The following is a 19,938-nucleotide window of genomic DNA, read 5'->3' as shown; positions in this document are numbered from 1 at the left end:
CTCGGCGCGGTCGTCAGGCGGCACCTGGCCGGCGAGCAGATGTTCCGCCTCCTGCAGGCGGGCGGCCAGCAGGGTCGGCGCCGGCGACCGGCCGGCGCGATCGGCAAGCCGTCGCCGCAAGGCGCGTGCGGCGGCCATGCTTTCGCCGATCAGCGAGCGGGAGAGAAGAGAGATCATCAAGGAACAGCTCCGGCAATGGGTGAGGCTGATCCCTGAGCGTTTCCTTATTGCCGTGATATGGGGCGCCAAGTGGCATCCGGTAGGGCACGGCGGCTCATGCCGTTCCCGCGGCCGGAACATGCATTGGCCGCCGGTCGTGCCGTCAGGACGCCCGGTCCGGTCTCGCATAGAGCGTCGCGAACCTGTCGCGGAGCAGGTTCTTCTGGACCTTGCCCATGGTGTTGCGCGGCAGTTCGTCGAGAAACAGCACCCGTTTCGGCAGCTTGAACTTGGCAAGGCGTCCGTCGAGCGCGGCGAGGATCGCGGCCTCGTCCGGCGCGCCCTCGCCCGACCGGACGACGACGGCGGTGACGCCCTCGCCGAAATCGGCATGCGGCACGCCGATGACGGCTGATTCGACGACGCCGGGAATGGCGTCGATCTGGTCCTCGATCTCCTTCGGGTAGACGTTGAAGCCGCCGGTGATGACGAGGTCCTTGCCGCGCCCGACAATGTGCACATAGCCGTCGTCGTCGATCTTGCCGAGGTCGCCGGTGATGAAGAAACCGTCGGGGCGGAACTCCGCCGCGGTCTTGTCCGGCATGCGCCAGTAGCCCTTGAAGACGTTCGGCCCCTTCACCTCGATCATGCCGATGTCATTGCGCCCGAGCGGCCGCGCCGTCTCGGGATCGGTGATCCGCACGGCGATGCCAGGCAGCGGCAGGCCGACGGCGCCGGGTACCCTTTCTCCGTCATAGGGGTTGGAGGTGTTCATGTTCGTCTCGGTCATGCCGTAGCGCTCGAGGATGGCGTGGCCGGTGCGGGCCCTCCATTCACGATGGGTCTCGGCCAGCAGCGGTGCCGAGCCCGATACGAAGAGCCGCATGCCGGCCGCCGTCTGGCGGTCGAGGCCGGCATTCTGGAGGAGGCGGACATAGAAGGTCGGGACACCCATCAGCACGGTTGCCCGCGGCATCAGCGCGAGGATCTCGCCGGCATCGAATTTCGGCAGGAAGATCATCGACCCGCCGGAGAACAGCGTCACGTTGCAGGCCACGAAGAGGCCGTGCGTATGGTAGATCGGCAAGGCGTGGATGAGCACGTCGTCCGGACCGAAGCGCCAGGCTTCGCGCAGGGTGAGCGCGTTGGACACGAGATTGTCGTGCGTCAGCATCGCGCCCTTGGAACGGCCGGTCGTGCCTGACGTGTAGAGGATCGCGGCGAGATCGTCGCCGGCCCGCGGCACCGTCGGGAAGCTCTCCGGTGCGAGGCGCGCGGCCTCGGTGAGCGATCCGCCGCCCTGCGCGTCCAAGGTCTCCACGCCCGCGCCGATCTTCGCGGCGATGGCGGCGACGCCGTCCCGCCGGGCCGGATCGCAGACGATCAGCGAGGGCTCGGCATCGCCGATGAAATAGTCGAGCTCGGCGAGCGTATAGGCGGTGTTGAGTGGCAGATAGACGCCCCCGGCGCGCACGGTCGCGAGATAGAGGATCATGGCCGGAATGGACTTCTCGACCTGCACCGCGACCCGGTCACCGGGCTTCACGCCGCGGGCGGCCAGAACATTGGCGAGGCGGCCGGCCTGCGCGAGGAGGCCGGCATAGGTCAGGACATTGCCGGCGGTCGTGGCGATCGCCGCCCTGGTCGGATCGGCGATCGCGCGCTCCAGGCGGTCGAACAGGTTCGCGGTCATGCGGGCGGCCTCCCCAAGGGGCGATGGTGGTGGAATGCGCTGGCGTGATGCGATCGGGCGGTCATGGCGCCGGCATCCGGTCGCGGCTCGGCGGGTCGCTGCGCAGGGCCTTGCGCACCGCCGCCGAGGCGGCGACCGTGCCTTTCTCGACAAAGGCCTCGTGGTTCGCCTCGATCTCCTCGGGTGCGTAGAGATAGTTCACCATCAGGCCATGCGACTGCTTCAGGCCCTTGGGCGAGAGGTCGCCGAGGATGTTGAGCTGCTCCAGGCGCGCGCCGTTGCCGAGATGGAAGCGGGCGACCGGGTCGATCGCCCGGCCCTTCGGGTCCCTGGCCTGCAGGAAATAGTGGGCCGCGGCCCGCAAGAGCGGCCCCCGGACCTGTTCGGCCTTGACGGGATCGGCGTGCCAGCCGGGCTCGTCCAGGGCCGTCAGCGCCGCGCGCGTCGGCGCGTCGAGCCAGGCCGAGGTCTCGGCCTTGCGCTCGCGGGCCAGCCAGCCGGCAAAGCCGGGGACCGGCGACAGCGTGACGAAGGTCTTGAGCGCCGGCAGCTCGCGCTTCAGGTTCTCCACCACCTGTTTGATCAGGAAATTGCCGAAGGAGACGCCGCCGAGGCCCTTCTGCGTGTTGGAGATCGAATAGAACACCGCGGTGGTCGTCTCCGAGGCCGGCGTCGGCTGGCGCGTCAGGTCGAGCAGCGGCCCGATCGCGCCCGGAATGGCGCGGGTGAGCGCGATCTCCACGAAGATCAGCGGTTCATCGGCAAGGCGCGGATGGAAGAAGCCGTAGCAGCGGCGGTCCTCCGGCTCGAGCCGGTTGCGCAGGTCGTTCCAGTTCTGGATCGCATGCACCGCCTCGTAGCGGATGATCTTCTCCAGGATGTTGGCAGGGGTGGTCCAGTCGATCGGCCGCAACACCAGGAACCCCCTGTTGAACCAGGACGAGAAGAGATGGCTGAAATCGGCATCGACACGCTTCAGCTGCGGATGGGCGCCAAGATGGCCGAGCAGTTCCTCGCGCATCCGCACGAGAGCGGCGGTGCCGCCGGGTGCGAGATTGAGGCGCCGGATCAGCTCCTGCCGGCGCGGCTCGGAGGCGGCGTGCAGGTCTTCCAGGGCGCCCGACGGGTCATCGCCCTGGAGCGCCGCAATCGCCTTGTCGGCGCGGCGCCGGTCGGGCCCGAAGCGGTCCGCCAGGGCGGAGAGGAAGCCGACGCGCCCGGCTTCGTCGGCCGCCGCGTAGCCGGCCAGCAACGCCTGCGCGAGGGCGACGCCCGAGGCCTCGCCACGCCGCGACAGGAGCTGTTCGCCGAGATCGGGAAGCGCGCTCTGCGGCGCATGGCGCGCCTCTCTCTGGCGGAGCAGCGACCGGCCGCGCTCCGTCAGCGTGTCGATGAGGTCGCTCAGGAAGGATGGCGCGGCCTCGAGCCCGGGCATGGAGCGGGGCAGTCTCACGTGTCGCCTCCTCAGATCTTGCCGGCGAAGGAACGCATTCACAGAACGACGAACAGGAACCAGACGACGACCGGCATGATCAGCGTGATGCCGGCGCCGTAGATCATCAGCTTGCGGAAGAAGGCCTCGCGGTCGACGCCGCGGGCATTGGCGAGGACCAGCGCGCCATTGGTGGAGAAGGGGCTGACGTCGACGATCGTCGACGCCACCGCCATCGCCGCCACGAAGCCGACCGCGCTGACGCCCGTGCCCGACTGGAGGAAGGGCACGGCGAGCGGAATGAGCGAGCCGAGGACGGCGGTCGAGGAGGCGAAGGCGGACACGACCGCGCCGATGAAGCAGAGCAGCAGGGCCGCGAGCATGGGCGAGGCGATGGTCGCGACGCTGTCGCCGACAAAGGCGATGGTGCCCATCTTCTCGAGCACCACCACATAGGTGCTGACGCCCGTGATGAGCATGATCTCGGGCCAGGAGACCTGGCCCATCGCATGTTTCTGCAGGTTCGGCGCGACCAGCGACAGCGCCAGCCCGATGCTGATCGCGACGAAGCCGATGTCCAGATTGTAGGCGAGGGTGAGCACGGCGAGCAGGACGAGACCGGCAACGGTCAGGACGCGGTACCAGTGCGGTGCGTCCGGGATGCTGCTGCGGCTTCCGTCATGTTCCGCGACGCCTCGGGCGAGGCGCCGTTCTTCGGTGAGGGCCTCGGATTCGGCATCGCCATAGGCGAGCGAATCAGCCGGCTGCCGGTCGACCGCCGCCGCCGCGAGCGGCTGCGCTCCAAGGCTCTGGGGCGTGATCGCGCCGGCCGGCGGCGCGGCCCGGGTCGACAGCAGGGCGCGCCCGCCGAGCGCGAAGAACAGGAGCACGGAGACGGCGAAGTTGACGCCGAGGCTGGCGAGGAAGGTGACGATCTCGTTGAGCGGCAGGCCGGCCTGCGCGACGATCCGGTTGGTGATGCCGCCATAGATGCTGATCGGCGAGAAGCCGCCGGCCTGCGCGCCATGGACAACCATCAGGCCCATGAGCAGCGGGTTGATCTTGTACCTGAAGGCGAAGCCGAGGGCGATCGGCGCGATGATCGCGACGGCGCCGGGGCTGACCGCGCCGACCGAGGTGAGCAGGGCCGAAACGCCGAACATGATCCAGGGAATCGCCGCGATGCGGCCGCCGACTGCCCTGACGGCGAGGCGGACGAGCCAGTCGATGGTGCCGTTGTTCTGCGCGATGGCGAAGAGGAAGGTGATCCCGACCAGGGTCAGGAACAGGCCGCCGGGAAAGCCGGCGATGATCTGGTTGGCGGTCATGCCCGCAACCAGGGTTCCGACCAGGAACGCCCCGACGAAGGCCAGGACGCCCATGTTGATCGGCAGGATCGTGGCAATCACGAACATGAGCGCGAGCCCATAGATCGACAGCATCTGCGACGACATCGCGAGCGTTCCTCGGTTCGTTTCCGTCCTGCATGTTGCGGCGGCCGCATGGGCGCGGCGGAGGGGCCGGGCAGGATTGCCCCTCTCATTGTGCATTATGTATTTCACTTCAAAAATGCAGAGTCAATATTCTTGTATACAAAAATTTCCTTGGCGGATCACAAGGCCGGGCCTTAAATGGACCCGGCGGGAAGACGGCATGAGACGCGCGCAGAACCTGAGGGACATTCTCGAAGACGAGATCGTGACGGGCAGGTTCAGGCCCGCGGAACGGCTCGACGAGCAGAGCCTGGCGGCACGCTTCGGCGTGTCGCGGACACCGGTCCGCGAAGCCATCATGCAGCTCGCCTCGACCGGGCTGGTGGACCTTCAGCCGCGGCGCGGCGCCTTCGTCGCCGCCCTGAGCTTCAAGGACGTGATCGAGCGGTTCGAGGTGATGGCGGCGCTCGAGGGCATGTGCGGCGCGCTGGCGGCCCGCAGGATCACCGAAGCCGAACAGCGCGAGCTGGACAAGGCGCACGAGGATTGCGTCCGGGAGGCCTCGCAGGAGGATCCGGACGCCTATTATTACGCCAACGAGCGCTTCCACCTGACGATCTATGACGCCTGCCGCAACGCCTTTCTCGTCGAACAGGCCCGGCAGCTGCACACCCGCCTCAAGCCCTATCGGCGGCTCCAGCTGCGCGCCCGGGCCAGGGTCGCGACCTCCCTCGCCGAACATCAGCTCATTGTCGATGCCATTCGGGCCGGCGACAGCGAGGCGGCCGACCGGGCGCTGCGGGAGCACATCCTGATCCAGGGCGACCGGCTCGCCGATTTCATCGCCTCCTTCGATCGCCAGGCCTGACACCGGCCGCGGCGACCGGTCGCGGTGGCCGGCGGCACAGGCTCAGCCTGCGGCCGCGAAGGCGGCGGCGATCCGCTCGATCAGCAGGCGCACGCGCCGCGGCTGCACCGCGCTGGCGGGATAGACGATCTGCAGGCCGGTCTCGCCGGCGGAATAGTCCTTCAGCAGCTCGACCAGCGCGCCGGAGGCGAGATCGGCATCGACGTCGCGGATCGACTTGAACGCGATGCCATGGCCTGCGAGACACCAATGGCGGACGAGCCCGCCGTCATTGGCGACGCGGCGGCCGCGCACCATGACGCGCTCCATCCTGCCGTCGATACGGAAGCGCCATTCGGCATCGAGGTTCTGCCCGAACCGCATGAGGATGCAGTCATGGGTGGCGAGGTCCTGCGGGTGCCGCGGCGTGCCGTGGGCCTTCAGATAGGCCGGCGCGGCGCAGACGACCCGCCGGTTCGGCCCGAGCGAACGGGCGCGCAGCGAACTGTCGGCGAGCACGCCGTGGCGGATCGCGATATCGAAGCCCTGGCCGACCAGGTCGACATAGCCGTCTGCGAGATGAAGATCGATCGTCACCGCCGGATGCTCGGCGAGGAAGGCGTCGATGATCGGCACGACGCAGCGGCGCCCGAGATCCTGGGTCGCCGTCAGGCGGATCGGGCCGGAGATCATCTCGGTGCCATGGCGGATGCCGGCTTCGAGCTCCTCGGCCTCGGCGAGCAGCCGCCGGGCGCCGGCGACCAGCAGGCGGCCTTCGTCGGTCAGACTGATGGCGCGGGTCGTGCGCGTCATGAGCGCGGCGCCGTAATGAGCTTCGAGCGCTTGCAGCCGTTCGGAGACGGTGGCCGGCGAAAGGCCGACGTCGCGGCCGGCCGCGGCCAGGCCGCCGCGTTCGACGATGCGCAGGAACAGGGCGAGATTGTCCAGGAGCATGGGGTTGTCGGTGAGGAGCGCGTGGTGAGGTGACCGATCCGCGGCGCCCCTTCCGCGCCGACGGCTATGGGTCATTCTTCGGCAATTTCGAATTATCAATTCGATTGGTAGCCAATTCTCCGGGACAGGCGCAAGGTCCTAGATGCCGGGCCAGGGAGACCACCCATGCAGCTCGACCACGTTCCCGTCCGGACCCGCGACATCGCGGCGGCCCGCGATTTCTTCATGCGGGTCTTCGACCTGAAGCCCGGCGACCGGCCGCAGCTCGTCCAGCGCATTCCCGGCTGCTGGCTCCATGCCGGCGATGCACCGATCGTGCATGTCATCGGCGCGCATGGACATGGTTTCGATCGCGCGCCGGAGGCCGTCGACCATGTCGGCTTGCGGATGGCCGGCCATGCCGATTTCCGGGCAAGGCTGGACCGGCTCGCCATCCGCTACCAGAGGGTGGATCTCGCCGACCGCGGCGAAAGGCGGCTGTTCTTCCGGGCGCCGGGTGGCCCCCTGCTCGAAGCGGTCTTTGTGGAGCCGGCACCCGGGCGCGACGACCTCTGACCGGCGCGGTTTCCGTCGCAGCCGGCCAGGCTCGCCGGCTCCCTGCCCTATCGCATCCAACCGTTCCGCCGGCACGGCGGCGGCCGCTGCGTCGCGCCGGCCCCAACCCGAGAGGATTTCGCCATGGACTATCGCTTGCTCGGCCGCGCCGGCCTGAAGGTACCGGTCCTCAGCTTCGGCGCCGGCACGTTCGGCGGCACCGGCCCGCTGTTCGGTGCCTGGGGGCAAACCGATGCCGCCGAGGCGCGCCGGCTCGTCGACATCTGCCTCGACGCCGGCGTGACACTGTTCGACACGGCCGACGTCTATTCCGCCGGCGCCTCGGAGGCGGTGCTGGGCGCCGCGATCAAGGGCCGCCGCGACCGCGTGCTCATCTCCACCAAGACCGGCCTGCCGATGGGCGAGGGGCCGAACGATGCCGGCACCTCGCGCTTCCGTCTCGTCCGCGCGGTCGAGGATGCGCTGCGCCGCCTCGGCACCGACCATATCGATCTGCTGCAGCTGCACGCCTTCGATGCCGCGACCCCGGTGGAGGAGGTCCTTTCGACGCTCGACGACCTCGTCCGGGCCGGCAAGCTCCGTTATGTCGGGGCCTCGAATTTCGCCGGCTGGCAGATCATGAAGTCGCTCGCCGCGGCCGAGCGGCACGGCTGGCCGCGCTATGTCGCCCATCAGGTCTACTATTCCCTCGTCGGTCGCGACTATGAATGGGATCTCATGCCGCTCGGCGCCGACCAGGGCGTCGGCGCCATGGTGTGGAGCCCGCTCGGCTGGGGCCGTCTGACCGGCCGGATCCGCCGCGGCGCGCCGCCGCCGGCGGGCAGCCGGCTGCACGAGACCGCCGCTTTCGGGCCGCCGGTGGAGGACGAGCATCTGTTCCGTGTCGTCGACGCGCTCGACGCCGTCGCCGCCGAGACCGGCCGGACGGTGCCGCAGGTCGCGCTCAACTGGCTGCTGCAGCGCCCGACCGTCTCCTCGGTGATCATCGGGGCGCGCAACGAGGAGCAGCTGCGCCAGAATCTCGGCGCCGTCGGCTGGAGCCTTTCCGCCGAACAGGTCGCAAGCCTCGATCGGGCGAGCGCGGTGACCGCGCCCTATCCGCATTTTCCCTATCGGCGGCAGGAGGGTTTCGCGCGGCTCGATCCGCCGCTGGCGGGCTGACGTGGCCAGCCCGCTCACGCCGTGGCGGGCGTATCGCGGGGGATCGACGCCGTCGCGATGGCGGCGACGAAAGACGCGACGCCCGCCATCACGAAGGTGGCCGCCATGGAATTGGTGATCACCATGCCGGCGAGGGCCGAGCCCAGGGGGAAGCCGGCCACGTTGAGGCTCATGGAAATCGACATGACGCGGCCGAGCTGGCTCGGATCGGTGCGCCGCTGGCGCAGCGTCAGCAGGGCGACGTCGATCGGCCCGGCGACGAGGCCGGCGAGCATCAGCCCGACGGCGAGCCCGCCGAAGCCGAATTCCGCCGCCACCGGCCAGGCGGCCAGTGCCGTGACGATCATGCCGATGGCCATGACCGGACGCTCCCGGCCGGAGGTGCTGAGATGGCCTGCGGCGAGCGCGCCGACGCCGCCGGCAACCCCCATGGCGGCCCACAGGAGACCGGTTACGGAACTCGCCGCCGCCATGGCGTAGTGCTCGACGACGAAGACCGGCACCACCACGACGAGCGCCCCCATGGTGATCTGATAGAGCGAATAGGAAATGGCGAGGCCGCGCAGCGTAGGCTGCCGCATCACGATGCGGATGCCCTCGACGGTCTGGCCGAGAAACGACGATCCCGGCGCGGCAAGGCCCGGCAGATCGGGAACCCGCGCAAGGCAGAGGGCGGCGGCGGCATAGGCGAGTGCGATCAGCGACAGCGCGACTTCCGGCCCGAACCCGGCGACGACCAGCCCCGCCAGCGCCGGCCCGAGGACGTCGACCACGGCATAGCAGGCGGTATCGAGCGCATTGGCACGGTCGCGCGCGTGCGGCGGGGTCAGCCGCGGCAGCACGGTGCGGGTGCCCGCCGCTCCGAGCGGCCCGGTCAGCGAATAAAGGATGACGAGAGCGAACAGCACGGGCGGCGTCGCCCAGCCGACCCAGCCGCACAGGCTCACCGCCGCGATGAAGGCGGCGCTCGCCATCATGTCGATCCTGACCGCCCTGGTCGGCCCGACCCGGTCGAGCAGCGCTCCCGCGACCGGGCTGACGACGAGCCCCGGGGCGACGGCGGCGAAGGTCAGCCAGCCGGCGAGGGCGGGCGAGGAGAACCGCGCCAGCACGAACAGGACCAGGGTGAGGCTGAACATGCGGGCCGCCAGCCTGGAGAAGGTTGCCGCGAGCATGAGGGCTGCCAGACCCGGCACCTGCATCAGGTCTCGATAGGAACTCTGCACGGTGTCGGGCTGTGGGGGCATGGGATCCTGCGTGGCATGGCCGGCCTGTCCAGCATGAGAGGGTGCTACGGCATCCGGACCGCATGCAACGCGTCGATCGTCGCACCCGCCCGCCGCGCTCCGAGGACGCACGAGCCGCTTGCAATTCAATATCGGTTAAGGGGTGACCGTACGAGTTGCAAAGGACAAGCAGTTCGGAGGCCGGTGATGACCAAGATCCGCGTATCCGGGTTTTCGCTGTCCGCCGACGGATTCGGCGCAGGCCCCGGGCAGAGCCTCACGGATCCGCTGGGCGGGCGCGGCGAGCAATTGCACGAATGGCTGGTCGGCACCCGCACCTTCCCTGCAATGTTCGGCGACGGCACGGGCTCGGCCGATGGCGACGACAGCTATGCCCGCCGGTCGATGACGGGCTTCGGTGCCTTCGTCCTCGACCGCAACATGTTCGGGCCGATCCGCGGTCCATGGCCTAGCGGGAGCTGGAGGGGCTGGTGGGCGACAACCCGCCCTATCACGCGCCGACCTTCGTCCTGACCCATCACGCCCGCGACCCGATCGTCATGGCGGGCGGCACCACCGTCCATTTCGTCACCGAAGGCATCGCGGCGCCGCTGGATCAGGCCAGGGCGGCGGCCGGCGGCCTGGACGTCAAGATCGGCGACGGCGTCTCCACGGTGCGGCAATATATCGAGGCCGGCCTCGTCGACGCGATGCATCTGGCCGTCGCGCCCATTGCGATCGGCCGGGGCGAAGCGCTGCTTCCGGGCCTCGACCTGCCGGGCCTCGGTTTTTCGGTGACCGAACGCGTCATGACCGGGCACGCCATGCATATCGTGCTGGCGACACAGGCCGGCGCGTGATGGCCTGGCACCCCGCATCGGCGGCGCGCCGCGCCGGCGACCGCCATCGCCAATTCAATCCGCCCATTCCGGATCGGTGGTGAAGGCGATGGTCAGCCAGCGATCCGGCGTATCGTCGCCGATCGCTTCGCCTACCTCGTCGCGGATCCGGTCCCACTCCTCGAGCCGTTTCGGCGGCCAGTCGGTCGGCACCAGGAAATAGAGTTCGATCTGCCGGCCGCGCCCGACCCTTGCGACATAGGCCCGGTAGGACAGGAAGCCGTGGCGCTTGACGATCTCGGCGGCCACCGTGTCGACATGCTGCTTCAGGTCGGCCGGCGTCACCAGAAGGATGTCGGCCAGCGCCTGCCGGATCGTGCCGGCCGGCACGGGAATGATCACCAGACAGACGATCGCGAGCACGGCCGGATCGATATAGGCCGACAGCCAGGCGAGTCCGGTGCCCTGGATCAGATAGCCGAAGACGAAGGCGATGAGCAGGGCGGCGCTCAGCGCTGCCGACATGATCCACGACTTGGCGTCGAGCGCGACGAAATCCGACCGGATCGTCCGGTTGGCGTTGCGGGCGAACAGCGCCATGCCGATGGTGGCGGCAAGGGTCAGCGCCGCATAGACGATGGCATGGTCGAAGGCGAGCGGCCGGCCGCCCGTCATCAGGCTGCCGACGGCGTTGATCAGCGCGTAGATCGCGGCGCCCGTGAGCAGGATGCCGTTGAGGCCGAGCACCATCGGCTCGAGATGCCAGAACCCCATGGTGAAATGCTTGACGAGCTTGGTCCGCGCCGGGCCGCTGGCGGTCGAGGCGGCGATCAGGTTCGAGACCAGCAGCGCGACGATCGTCATGATCGCGTCGGTCAGCATGTAGACGCCGTCGAAGACGATCGCGAACGAGCCCGATAGCAGGCCGAACAGAATTCCGACCCCTGCAAGCAGCACGGTAACCGCGATCGAAATACGCAGGACGCCCTGTTCCGTCTTTGCCATGCCGCTCCTCGCTCTTGGCCGTGCAACCGGATTGAAGGGCGGGCCGGCCGACCATGCAATGGTTCCGACGGCCGAAAAAGGAGCATGACGCGGCCGATTCGAGCGCCGGCCAGGCTGAGTCCCAGGCCGGATCGCCCAGGCAAAAAGGTCGATCCAATAGGTGCCGGATGCGACAGATTTATTGCAAGAGACAGCAGACAGAATTCAAAACGTGACGGCCTGTTTCAGCCGCAACACAGCCCCGGCCAAACGCCGCGGCGGCCGGGCGAAACGGCGAAATAGCAGTGTCAATCGGCCGCCATCTCATGTCCTTTGGGCTCGGGCGATCGTTGTTCGGCGCCCGTCCACGTGCCGCGAACCGAAAGCCGGAACGTCCGCTTCCCGTTGATCTGGCCGTCGCGCCGGACCGCTGCCGTTCGGCCGCGTCCCGCCGCGGCCCGATGTTTTTGGACACGGACGCAACGTGCTGCGGGACGGGAGAAAGATACAAATCGGGCAAGAGGTTAAGGTCATGACATTGATGAAAAATTCGCTTCTGGGCGGCGCTGCCGTCCTGCTCGCGGTGGGTGGCGCTCAGGCCGCCGACCTGCCGGGCAAGGCGGCGCCGGCTGAATATGTCCGCGTCTGCGACACCTACGGCGCCGGCTTCTTCTTCATTCCGGGCACCGACACGTGCCTGCGCATCGGCGGTTTCGTCCGCGCCGACTTCTCGCTGAACACGACGCCGGGCGACCGTCCGAACAATACCAGCGTCCCCGGCGCCCAGGTGCTCGGCACCAACTATTATGACGGCAACTATTCGACCTCGATCCGCCTGACGCTGAATGTCGACGCGCGCTCGAACACCGAATACGGCATGCTGCGCGCCTTCGGCCAGTTCTCGGCCTATCGCGGCGCCTGGAGCGGCTCGTTCTCCTCGGCGGGCCTCGTCACCTCGGGCGCGGGCCAGTCGCCGCGCGCCTCCGCCATCAATGTCGAGCGCGCCTTCATCCAGTTCGCCGGCGTCACGGCGGGCTTCTCGGCCTCGTTCTTCAACTTCTACCAGGGCGACGTCCAGTTCGCCGGCAATCTCGCGGCGACGGCGCGCACCACCACCGTGCTCGCCTATACCGCGACCTTCGGCTCGGGCTTCTCGGGCACGGTCTCGCTCGAAGATTCCATGTACCGCCGCTACAGCAACGGCGATTCGTGGTACGGCACCGCCGGCCCGGCGGGCACGATCATGTCGTCGTCGCTGCAGCGTCCGCTGTCGGGCGCCGGCGGCATGACCTATGCCGGCCAGCAGATCCCGGACATCGTCGCCAACCTGCGCGTCGACCAGGGCTGGGGCGCCGCCCAGGTGATGGGTGCGCTGCACCAGCTGCGCGACTTCGGCTATGCCGGCGCCGTCAATGTCCCGACCGCCAAGGCCGGCGACAAGATGGGCTGGGCCGTCGGTGCCGGTCTCCGCCTCAACCTCGACATGCTCGCCCGCGGCGACGTGCTCTGGCTCCAGGGCGTCTATGCCGACGGTGCCCTCGACTACGCCTTCGGCACCGCCAACCAGGGTGGCGACCGCCCGGCCATCTACGGCGCGGCCAACCTTTCCGCCACCAACTCGCTGACCGCCCAGCTGCGCGATGCGGCGGTCATCGGCGGCGCCATCCAGACCACCAAGGCCTGGTCGCTCGCCGCCGGCTTCCGCCACTTCTGGACCCCGGCCCTGCGCTCGTCAGTGTTCGGCGCCTATACCAACATCGACCAGCCGGTGCGCAGCTCGCTGCTCGACGTGAAGTACTGGAACGTCGGCGTCAACACGATCTGGTCGCCGGTGCGCAACCTCGATCTCGGTGTCGAGGTCATCTACCACAACATGCAGGCGCGCCAGCAGAACGGCGCCCTGCCGGTGGTCGGTCCGAGCAATTCGGTGCGCAACCAGGAAGGCATCTGGACCGCGACCATCCGCGTCCAGCGCAACTTCTGACGCGACCCTCCGCGTGACAGCGGCCCGGCGGAGCGATCCGCCGGGCCGAGTCGTTTCATGACCCGCATGAAGGGCGATCCGTGCGCGGAGCCGGCCGCCTCGGGACGGGCCGTGCAGGCGCCGCCCCCGACCATCGCGTCCCGCTCAGGCAGCCGTTTCGAGATAGGCCGAGAGCCGGTCGAGCCTCTGTTCCCAGTCCCTGGCAATCGTGCCGCGCGTCCTGAGCACGACCGACAGCGGCATCTGCAGCTTCAGCTGCGTGAAGCGGCCGGCTTCGGCGAGCGTGACGATGCGCTGGCCCATCGATTCGACCCGCCCGTCCTCGGTCTCGCGCGCCATGGTGAAGACGAGGCTCGCCGGCGGCAGGATGGTGCGGAACGTGCCCCGGATCCAGAAGCCCGGGCCGTCGCCCGTCGACATCCGGCCGCGATAGCCGCCGGACGTCCGGCATTCGTAGCTTTCGAACTGCAGCAGATGCTGTTCCGGCACCATCCAGCGCGCCAGCTGGTCGGCTTCGGTCCAGGCGCGGAACACCGACCGGCGCTGGGCCTCGAATTCGCGGGCGAGTGTGAAATGCGTCTCGCCGGCGGTCCCCGGCTCGGCAGCCTTCGCCATGTCCGCGGGCGCGACAGCGGGACCGCCCGGCATCACGTCGCCCGCGGCCTCCAGGCCGGCGGCCGCCTGCCCGTCCGGTCCGGCGAAGGGCATCGCGATATCGGCCGGCTTCAGCCGCGGCCGCCATGGCCGCACGCCGACCGCGTGGGCCTTGAGGAGGTCGTAGACACGCCGTTTGCTGAGGCCGTACTCGGCCGCGACCGCGGCGACGCTCGCGCCGTTGCGCACCGCTTCGGCGATGGTCTCGTCGCGTCCGCCCTTCTCCTGCGACTGGATGTTGCGCAGCGACACGCCGTGACGCTGCAGCACCTGGTAGATATAGGTGCGGGCGAGGCCGAACCGGGCGGCGACCGTCGGTGCGGGCTCGCCGCGGGTCATGGCTTCGACCACCGCCATGTCGCGGGCTTCCGCATCGAGGCGGTTGGGGCCGAGCGCGACGCCGGTGCGCTTCAGCAGCGCGTAGATGTGGCTCGTCGACAATCCATGCCGTTCGGCCAGGGCGGTGACGGCCATGCCGGCGCGGGCGGCCTCGACGATCGCGGCGTCGCGCCGCGCCCGATCCTGACGCGGGCTCATCGGATGGATCCGCCGGCCGGCGCCGGCCCGGGCGCGCGCGCGAGGCCGGTTTCATGCGGCTCGGCAGAACATGCGGAAAAACGATATCGGAACGACGATACGAAATGATGGAATTGCATTGTTCGATAAATCATGCGGCTCGATAAGGATTGATCGATCGAGCTCCCAATATTCATCCAACATGACAGTGCATTGACCCAGCCGCCCTGGCATTACAACAGTTTGTGAGGTGCGACCTTTTGTTGCATCTCGCGCTCTTTTGTACGGACGAATGAAAGTGGGCCGGGCAGTCAGGGCAGTCCGCCCGTAACGATTACCTCCGCTGTGGCGGGCGGCGGGCGCCAAGTATCGGCGGCATGCACCTTGTCGGCGGGTCCGAGACGGCGGTGGTCTTCGCCCGGCCACAGGCAGGAAACGCCCTTGCCGCGCAGGCTCGCTGCCGGCCCGGCGCGTTCGGCAATCGGCGATCACCTGCGCTCCGCCGCCGCTTCGAAACGCAGTCGAGTTTTGTTTTCCTGGCTAAATAGTATTGTGAAGCTTTTATCAAATTGTGGCGGAATATGACGAACGGTATGCACATGTTGCGGATTGTTTCTGTTCGGACACGTTGGTTCATCAACAGATGATCGCGGCGCGAGGAAGCTGAAAAAGCGCTGTTGTTGCGGCGCAATATACTGTCCAGTGCGCGCCGGGCGACAACTGTCCGGCGCCCAGAAATGCCTGCGACCACCATCCTGGACGATCCGTTCCGTGCCGATCCGGCGACGCCGCCGGACAGCCGGCCGCTTGCCTGCGCCCTGATCGGGCCTTCGGCGGCCAGACCGGCGGGCGATCCCGGATCCGCGGGCAAGAACACAAGCCGGACAGGAGGTAGAGGTTATGAATTCGATGAAACGTTTCCTTCTGGGCGGTGCTGCCGCTCTCGTATCGGCCGGCGGTGCCGCCGCGGCCGATCTGCCGGGCAAGGCGGCTCCGGCCGAATATGTCCGCGTCTGCGACACCTATGGTGCCGGCTTCTTTTTCATTCCGGGCACCGACACGTGCCTGCGCATCGGCGGCTTCGTGCGCGCCGACTACTATCTGAACACCACGCCGGGCAACCGCACCAACAACAATGCCAGCATCCCCGGCACGCAGATCCTCGGCGCGACGCTCTATGACGGCTACTATTCGACGTCGGCGCGTCTGACGCTGAATGTCGACGCCCGCTCCAATACCGAATACGGCCTGCTGCGCGCCTTCGGCCAGTTCTCGGCCGTGCGCGGAGCCTGGAACGGCTCGTTCTCCTCGCAGGGCCTCGTGAACTCCGGCACCGGCCAGTCGCCGCGCGCTTCGGTGATCAGCGTCGAGCGCGCCTTCATCCAGTTCGCCGGCATCACGGCGGGCTTCTCGGCCTCGTTCTTCAACTTCTACCAGGGCGACGTGCAGCTCTCCGGCAACTATGCCGCGACCGCTCGCTCGACCACCGTGCTGGCCTATACTGCGGCTTTCGGCTCGGGCTTCTCGGCGACCGTCTCGCTCGAAGATTCCATGTACCGCCGCTACAGCAACGGCGATTCGTGGTACGGCACGGTCACCCCTGCCGGCACGATCATGTCGTCCTCGCTGCAGCGTCCGCTGTCGGGCGCCGGCGGCATGACCTATGCCGGCCAGCAGATCCCGGACATCGTCGCCAACCTGCGCGTCGACCAGGGCTGGGGTTCGGTGCAGGTGATGGGTGCGCTGCACCAGCTGCGTGACTTCGGCTATGCCGGCGCCGTCAATGTCCCGACCGCCAAGGCCGGCGACAAGATGGGCTGGGCCGTCGGTGCCGGTCTCCGCCTCAACCTCGACATGCTCGCCCGTGGCGACGTGCTCTGGTTGCAGGGCGTCTATGCCGACGGTGCCCTCGACTACGCCTTCGGCACCGCCAACCAGGGTGGCGACCGCCAGACCATTTCGGGCGCGGCGAATCTCGCCGCGACGAACTCGCTCAACACCCAGCTGCGCGATGCGGCGGTCATCGGCGGCGCCATCCAGACCACCAAGGCCTGGTCGCTCGCCGCCGGCTTCCGCCACTTCTGGACCCCGGCCCTGCGCTCGTCGGTGTTCGGCGCCTATACGAGCATCGACCAGCCGGCGCTCAGCAGCCTCTGGGACGTGAAATACTGGAACGTCGGCGTCAACACGATCTGGTCGCCGGTGCGCAACCTCGATCTCGGCGTCGAGGTCATCTACCACAACGAGACGGCGCGCCAGCAGAACGGCCTGCCGGCGGTCATCACGCCGAGCAATACGTTCAAGGGCCAGGACGGCATCTGGACCGCCACCATCCGCGTCCAGCGCAACTTCTGATCCTGCGGACGTGACCTGTCGGGTTCCCGGCGGCCAGGCGCCGCCGGGGCGCATGAACGCTCCGCCATCTCACAGGAGTGCCCGCCTGGGCGGCAGCGTTCCCTTGGTGTCGGCCGGCCTCCGGGCGTCCTGAAACGGGTGCCGGCCGACCCACTGGGCGAATGGCGAGCGGCGAATGGCGAATGGGGATGCGCGCGACGTCCGTCGCATCTGCGCTCCCTGGCCGCTATTCGCCACGCGCCATTCGCTCAAAAAAAAAGGCCGCGCCGAAGCGCGGCCAGGAAGCGCTCGCCTGCGCTCAAAAGCGATAGTTGATGCCGGCCCGCACGGTGTGGAACCGGGTCGTGACCTTCATGCTCGCGCCCGCTGAGAAGCCGTTGCCGGGATCGTCCACCGCGCTCGACAGCACGTTCGACGTGCCGAGGTCGACATAGAGATATTCGGTCTTGAACGACCAGTTCTGGGTCAGCGCGTATTCGAGGCCCGCGCCGACCGTCCAGCCCCAGCGCGTGTGGCTGGTGGCGACGCCGCCGGTCAGTCCCGGGATCGGCGTGCCGCCATTGGCGGCGCTGATATCGGCATGGCTCCTGACCTGGCCATAGGCGAGACCGCCGGTGGCGTAGAGGAGGGCGCGATCCCAGGCGTAACCGAGGCGGGCGCGCAGCGTGCCGAACCAGCGGACCTGCGAGCCGGCATCGAGGCTGAAGGTGCCAGGCAGCGTGCCGGTGCCGGTCAGCGTGCCGGTGCCCGACAGGCGGCCTTCGATGCCGGACCACTGGAAGTCGGCCTCGACACCGGCCACCAGCCGGTTGTCGAACTGGTAGAGGTAACCGAGCTGGCCGCCGAGGATGAAGCCGCCGGAGGTCAGGCCGAGCCTGCCGTCGAGCCGGCTTTCGATCGCCGGCGCCTCGGCCTGCAGCTGCCGCTGGAAGGCGTTGAACGGATAGTCGAACTTGCCGCCGCCATAGCCGGCATTGGCGCCGACATAGAAGCCGGTCCAGGAGAAGCCTGGAACGACGACCGCCACCGGCGCAGCCCGCACGGGCACGCCGAGGTCGGCCGCAAGCGCCGGGCCTGCCGCGAGCCCCAAACCACAAACCGACCCGAGTAGAAGCTTCTTCATGTCAACGTTCCCACATGTTCCCCGGAAGGAAGACTGATCCTCGTGCCGCCATTGCCGGCGGCGCGGTGCGATGAACCGTCTGCGCGCGCCGGAACGTCGTCAGTCGTCCCGCGGCACGCGCATTGGTCCTGCGATCACCATGCTGAAGGTTGTGGCCCGGGTCTTGTTCTCGGACGCACCCGATTTGTGCTGCAGCGCGCTGGCGTTAGAGCGCCGCGTTCTGTTGCTTTGCCGCAACAGTTTGAAGACGTTAACGGACTCAGCCGCAGGATCGCCGTTGCGGAACGTGCAGTGGCGCGACTGTACAACACTTGGTAGCGTGACGGCCGCCAAGCAATTCGGGGCGCCAATGCAACAGGAACGCTTCCACTCCGACGATCTCGGCCCGTCACTGGACGATGCCGGCCGATTTGCCCTCTGGTACGAGGCGCTGGAAGCTCAGACCTGTTGTGTCGACATTACCCGGTTCGAGGACCGGCCGTTCTCCGCGCTGCTGCACTCGGCCGTCGTCGAGGGCGTCCAGGTCACTCATTTTGCCGGCTCCTTCGGGCGCGTGAAGCGGTCGCGGAGTGCCATTTCGCGGGGGCCGGACGACGATCTCTGCCTCGTCTTCCATCGCGGCGCCGGTCGGCTCCAGGTCCACCAGGCGGGGCGCGAGGCTCAACTCGACCAGGGCGGCGTCTTTCTCGGCGCCAATGGCCTGCCCGCCGACATGCATTCCGACGTGGCCTTCGCCTGGACGACGCTGACCATCGCACGGGATCGCCTCGCGACGCTGGTCGGCGCGCCGGAGGACCTCGTCGCGCGGCCGATCGATCCCCTCCGCCCGGCCGTCGGGCATCTGCGCCGCACGATCGAAAACGTTCTGGCGCTGCCGGCCGGCCCGCCCGACGCCGAGCTCGACGCCCATATCGGCCGGACGCTGGTCGACCTCACCGCGCTGGTTCTGGGCGCCCGCGGCGATGCCGCCCGGCTTGCCGCGACGCGTGGCCTCAGGGCCGCCCGGATCAGCGACATCATGGCCGAGATCGACCGCGGCTTCAGCCATCCCGGCTTTTCGGCCGATCTCGTCGCGCGCCGGGTCGGCCTGTCCACGCGCTACATCCAGGACCTTCTGCAGGAGACCGGTCTCAGCTTCACCGAGCACCTTTTGGAACGCCGCCTTCGGCAGGCCTGGCGGATCCTGTCGAGCGAGGCTGGCGACCGGCTCAAGATCAGCGAGATCGCGCTCGCCTGCGGCTTCAGCGAAGTGTCCTATTTCAACCAGCGCTTCCGCCGCCGCTACGGCATGTCGCCGAGCGACTGCCGGCGCGCGGTGCCGCGCTAGCGTTCAGGCGGTCTGGATTTCGCAGCCTCCGCGTCCGCCGTCACGGCCCGCCATAGGCGCACCAGCCGCCGTCGACCGGCAGGACCACGCCGGTAATGTAGGAGGCGGCGGAGGAGGCGAGGAAGGCGACCGCCGCGGCGATCTCGTCCGGCCGGCCGAGACGGCGCATCGGCGCGCGCGCCTCGATGCTGCGCCGGTCGACCCTGCTGTCGGCGAACATTTCGAAGGCCATCGGCGCCGCGATATAGCCGGGCGCGACGCAATTGACCCGGATGCCGCGGCCTGCCCATTCGCAGGCCATGGTGCGGGTGAGGTGGGCGATCGCCGCCTTGGAGACGCCGTAGCCGTTGGAACTGGGTATGCCGACGAGGCCGGCGATTGAGGCGATATTGACGATCGCGCCGTCCGCCTTGCGTCCGAGAAGATGGCGGCCGATGGCGCGGCTCATCAGCAGCGTGCCGCGCAGATTGATGTCCATCACCCGCTGCCAGACGGCGACGTCCTGGTCGATGCTGCGCACGATCGGCTCGGCGATGCCGGCATTGTTGACGAGGATGTCGATGCGGCCCGCCGCGGCGATGGCCCGGGCGACGAGATCGTCGACGCCCGCCTCCGTGCCGATATCGCCGACGACGGGAAACGTCGCGGCTGGCAGCGTGCCGGCGGCCTCGCTCAGCCGCGCCTCGTCCCGGTCGC

The 19,938-nt window shown here is 68.6% G+C and carries 15 protein-coding genes and 1 pseudogene; 7 read left to right on the top strand and 9 right to left on the bottom strand.

Annotated features, from left to right (window positions below; translation table 11 throughout):
* Positions 1–322 precede the first annotated feature (322 nt).
* The 3 genes from OZ671_RS29930 to OZ671_RS29920 form a co-directional block, all read right to left on the bottom strand.
* Positions 323–1,852, bottom strand: a complete 1,530-nt coding sequence (locus OZ671_RS29930) for a malonate--CoA ligase (RefSeq protein ID WP_268864100.1) — start codon at positions 1,850–1,852, stop codon at positions 323–325.
* Between the two features lie 61 nt (positions 1,853–1,913).
* A complete protein-coding gene (locus OZ671_RS29925) occupies positions 1,914–3,287 on the bottom strand; it encodes a malonyl-CoA decarboxylase (RefSeq protein WP_268864101.1) in 1,374 nt (457 codons plus the stop codon).
* A gap of 56 nt (positions 3,288–3,343) precedes the next feature.
* Positions 3,344–4,738: an SLC13 family permease gene (locus OZ671_RS29920; RefSeq protein ID WP_268864099.1), complete on the bottom strand. Its 1,395-nt coding sequence runs from the start codon at positions 4,736–4,738 to the stop codon at positions 3,344–3,346.
* Positions 4,739–4,937: 199 nt separating this feature from the next.
* Here OZ671_RS29920 and OZ671_RS29915 point away from each other — a divergent pair, with 199 nt between their 5' ends.
* On the top strand, positions 4,938–5,585 hold the full coding sequence (locus OZ671_RS29915) for a GntR family transcriptional regulator (RefSeq protein WP_268864098.1): 648 nt from the start codon (positions 4,938–4,940) through the stop codon (positions 5,583–5,585).
* A 42-nt stretch (positions 5,586–5,627) separates the two neighbouring features.
* Here OZ671_RS29915 and OZ671_RS29910 read toward each other — a convergent pair whose 3' ends face one another.
* Positions 5,628–6,518, bottom strand: a complete 891-nt coding sequence (locus tag OZ671_RS29910) for a LysR family transcriptional regulator (RefSeq protein WP_268864097.1) — start codon at positions 6,516–6,518, stop codon at positions 5,628–5,630.
* Positions 6,519–6,683: 165 nt separating this feature from the next.
* Here OZ671_RS29910 and OZ671_RS29905 point away from each other — a divergent pair, with 165 nt between their 5' ends.
* Together OZ671_RS29905 and OZ671_RS29900 are read left to right on the top strand one after the other, a co-directional pair.
* Positions 6,684–7,073, top strand: coding sequence for a glyoxalase (locus OZ671_RS29905; protein WP_268864096.1), 390 nt, complete (start codon positions 6,684–6,686; stop codon positions 7,071–7,073).
* 123 nt (positions 7,074–7,196) lie between these two features.
* Positions 7,197–8,234: an aldo/keto reductase gene (locus tag OZ671_RS29900; RefSeq protein WP_268864095.1), complete on the top strand. Its 1,038-nt coding sequence runs from the start codon at positions 7,197–7,199 to the stop codon at positions 8,232–8,234.
* A 14-nt stretch (positions 8,235–8,248) separates the two neighbouring features.
* Here OZ671_RS29900 and OZ671_RS29895 read toward each other — a convergent pair whose 3' ends face one another.
* Positions 8,249–9,481 carry an MFS transporter gene (locus OZ671_RS29895; protein ID WP_268864094.1) on the bottom strand — a complete coding sequence of 411 codons (1,233 nt, stop codon included), beginning with the start codon at positions 9,479–9,481 and terminating at the stop codon, positions 8,249–8,251.
* 186 nt (positions 9,482–9,667) lie between these two features.
* Between OZ671_RS29895 and OZ671_RS29890 the strand changes: the two are divergent.
* Positions 9,668–10,320: pseudogene (locus tag OZ671_RS29890) on the top strand (dihydrofolate reductase family protein).
* A 54-nt stretch (positions 10,321–10,374) separates the two neighbouring features.
* On the opposite strand, the gene OZ671_RS29885 reads toward OZ671_RS29890, so the two are convergent.
* Positions 10,375–11,304, bottom strand: coding sequence for a cation diffusion facilitator family transporter (locus tag OZ671_RS29885; protein WP_268864093.1), 930 nt, complete (start codon positions 11,302–11,304; stop codon positions 10,375–10,377).
* Between the two features lie 511 nt (positions 11,305–11,815).
* Here OZ671_RS29885 and OZ671_RS29880 point away from each other — a divergent pair.
* Positions 11,816–13,267, top strand: coding sequence for a porin (locus OZ671_RS29880; protein WP_268864092.1), 1,452 nt, complete (start codon positions 11,816–11,818; stop codon positions 13,265–13,267).
* A gap of 144 nt (positions 13,268–13,411) precedes the next feature.
* Here OZ671_RS29880 and OZ671_RS29875 read toward each other — a convergent pair whose 3' ends face one another.
* Entirely contained in the window at positions 13,412–14,458 is a 1,047-nt protein-coding gene (locus OZ671_RS29875) for an SRPBCC family protein (RefSeq protein ID WP_268864091.1), read from the bottom strand.
* An 888-nt stretch (positions 14,459–15,346) separates the two neighbouring features.
* Between OZ671_RS29875 and OZ671_RS29870 the strand changes: the two genes are divergently transcribed.
* On the top strand, positions 15,347–16,792 hold the full coding sequence (locus OZ671_RS29870; RefSeq protein WP_268864090.1) for a porin: 1,446 nt from the start codon (positions 15,347–15,349) through the stop codon (positions 16,790–16,792).
* 298 nt (positions 16,793–17,090) lie between these two features.
* Here the strand turns inward: OZ671_RS29870 and OZ671_RS29865 are convergent, their stop codons facing one another.
* Positions 17,091–17,915: an outer membrane protein gene (locus OZ671_RS29865; protein ID WP_268864089.1), complete on the bottom strand. Its 825-nt coding sequence runs from the start codon at positions 17,913–17,915 to the stop codon at positions 17,091–17,093.
* Positions 17,916–18,264: 349 nt separating this feature from the next.
* Between OZ671_RS29865 and OZ671_RS29860 the strand changes: the two genes are divergently transcribed.
* Complete coding sequence (locus OZ671_RS29860) at positions 18,265–19,242, top strand: AraC family transcriptional regulator (RefSeq protein ID WP_268864088.1); 978 nt, start codon at positions 18,265–18,267, stop codon at positions 19,240–19,242.
* Between the two features lie 40 nt (positions 19,243–19,282).
* Here the strand turns inward: OZ671_RS29860 and OZ671_RS29855 are convergent.
* The coding region (locus tag OZ671_RS29855; RefSeq protein ID WP_268864087.1) for an SDR family NAD(P)-dependent oxidoreductase at positions 19,283–19,938 on the bottom strand (656 nt) is incomplete at its 5' end.

It is taken from the genome of Phreatobacter sp. AB_2022a (genome assembly GCF_026847585.1).
GTDB lineage: Bacteria > Pseudomonadota > Alphaproteobacteria > Rhizobiales > Phreatobacteraceae > Phreatobacter.
This window is presented reverse-complemented; position numbering and strand designations above follow the sequence as displayed.